The organism is Pseudomonas sp. Ant30-3 (assembly GCF_000690905.1).
Taxonomy (GTDB): domain Bacteria; phylum Pseudomonadota; class Gammaproteobacteria; order Pseudomonadales; family Pseudomonadaceae; genus Aquipseudomonas.
Genome location: NZ_JMCL01000246.1, coordinates 1 through 496, shown reverse-complemented (window position 1 = coordinate 496; position 496 = coordinate 1). Strand labels below are relative to the sequence as shown.

The 496-nt window shown below is 54.0% G+C and carries 1 protein-coding gene; it reads left to right on the top strand.

What is annotated here, in order from left to right; all coding sequences use genetic code 11:
* Positions 1-496 (top strand): PAAR domain-containing protein (locus tag DU29_RS01000000130795; protein ID WP_177326997.1); only part of this gene is annotated, 496 nt, incomplete at both ends.

Genomic DNA, 496 nt, shown 5'->3' with positions numbered 1-496 from the left:
CAACATCAACTTTATGGGCTCAGCCCGGGTTGGCGATACCTGTGGGTGTGGTGCAGTCATCACTACAGGCTTTCCTTCCATTCAGGTAAATGGCCGTCCCATGGCCCATTTAGGGAGCCCAACCAGTCACGGCGGGACAATCATCACTGGCTCAGGAGATGTCGGGGGTGGTTTTGTCATGGGGGACGCTGGTGGCGCAACGATCATCAACTTCATGGCGCTGGAAGCATTCCGGCCTGATGGCTCTGTGGACGACGAGAAGATGGCGACCTTGTTGGCCGACCCGAATCTCAAGGAAAAAGCCTTAGCGGCGAACGCGTTGGTTGATCCTAAGGCAGCCGGTAAAGAGACTGAAGAGAAAGCTGAGGAGCAATCGGGACCTGCCGTCTGCAAAGACCCTGACATGATGGAAGAACTGGCTGGATATATTGCCAGCGAGATGAATACCAACATCCACCATCCATCAGTCTTGAAAATGAAGGGGCTATTGAGCTAC